The 1,167-nt window shown below is 66.6% G+C and carries 2 protein-coding genes; both read right to left on the bottom strand.

Going from position 1 to position 1,167, the window contains the following annotated elements; translation table 11 throughout:
- Positions 1-314, bottom strand: a 314-nt coding sequence (locus AWC14_RS10180) for a helix-turn-helix domain-containing protein (protein WP_142281657.1), incomplete at its 3' end; no start/stop codon positions are given.
- A 49-nt stretch (positions 315-363) separates the two neighbouring features.
- Entirely contained in the window at positions 364-1,107 is a 744-nt protein-coding gene (locus tag AWC14_RS10175) for a hypothetical protein (RefSeq protein ID WP_085241237.1), read from the bottom strand.
- Positions 1,108-1,167 lie beyond the last annotated feature (60 nt).

Below are 1,167 nucleotides of genomic sequence, written 5' to 3'. Positions count from 1 at the left end.
AGATCACCGATGACGTTGGCGAACACCGCCAGGTACTCCTTCTCGGCGGCCGTGGTGGACTTCGGCGCCCGGAACAACAGATCCCGAGTGCTCACCCGTGACACCGGGGCGGTAGTGAAAAACGCTGGGGGGAAACGCAACAACGCAGCCAGCCGGTCGAACTCGGTGGTGTCGAGCACCGCTGTCTCGGCCTGCTCCAGTCGGGTTTGCCGCGGCGACCGCCAGCCCATGTGCTCCATGACCGCGGTACCCGACATTCGCCGAAGGACCCGGGCCTGGCGGACCCGAGTGCCGAACACCTCGACTGTCGTCATCACCGACCACCTCGTCCCCGGTCAGCGCCAGTCGGCAGAATCGCATGGTCTAGGCCTCCGAATCCCCAGTCTCCGAAGGCGATTCGGGAGGCAAGAGATCCTCGAAGTCGCGCACATCCTCGTCGTCGGAGTCGTCGGGTGCCGCCATCTCGGCCGCCGTCTTGGGCCGGATCGCCGGCGGCAGTTCGACGAACTCCACGATCCGCTCGTCCTTGGTGTCGATATCGGCGACCATCGCCAGGATGGCACCGGCCACCGACAGCCTGCCCGGGCTCTCCCACCAGTAGGCGATGAACTCGTACTGGTCGCCGATGCCCGGCGGGCCCATCACCTGCGGCTCCGATTCCATCTCGGCGGCGTCGAACGCCATCTGCTTGCCCGGCTGGGTGGCTGGTATCGGCTGTGGGGTCAACGCACCGATGTCCTCGGCCTCCTGCGGTGTCAGGTGGCGCAACCGCGCCCAGGCCACCTTCTTGGTGTCGCCGAGACGCACCGACGAACTCGGGCCAGAGGTCATCTTCAACGTCGACCCCGGGCCGCACGACGCCCCTTTCGGGGGTGTCCGCGGTGGGTCGTCGAACCTGCTCCGCGCGTCGATGCCGTTCATCAGCAGCACCCGGGTTCGCACGTCGCTGCACAACGTTCCGCCCGGGATCCGCATTGGGTCGGGACACACCGGCGCCCAGGCGGCCAAGGTCTTGTCGAACGCGACCTCCACCTCGCCGAGCAACTTGGCCCACGCCACCCCGTGCTGGGTGACCAACTCGGTAAGCAAGTCCTTTGGAACCGCCATGGCAGAAATTCTGCACGGTTTTTCCTACAACACTGTGGAGGCTCCACGCGTGTCGGGGCG

It is taken from the genome of Mycobacterium kyorinense (assembly GCF_002101735.1).
GTDB lineage: Bacteria > Actinomycetota > Actinomycetes > Mycobacteriales > Mycobacteriaceae > Mycobacterium > Mycobacterium kyorinense.
The sequence above is the reverse complement of the archived record's forward strand: the minus strand, read 5'-3'. Positions and strand labels throughout refer to the sequence as shown.

Bases quoted from the DNA above. Each gene is read 5' to 3' on its own strand.
- AWC14_RS10175 (WP_085241237.1), bottom strand. From the start codon at position 1,107: ATGGCGGTTCCAAAGGACTTGCTTACCGAGTTGGTCACCCAGCACGGG.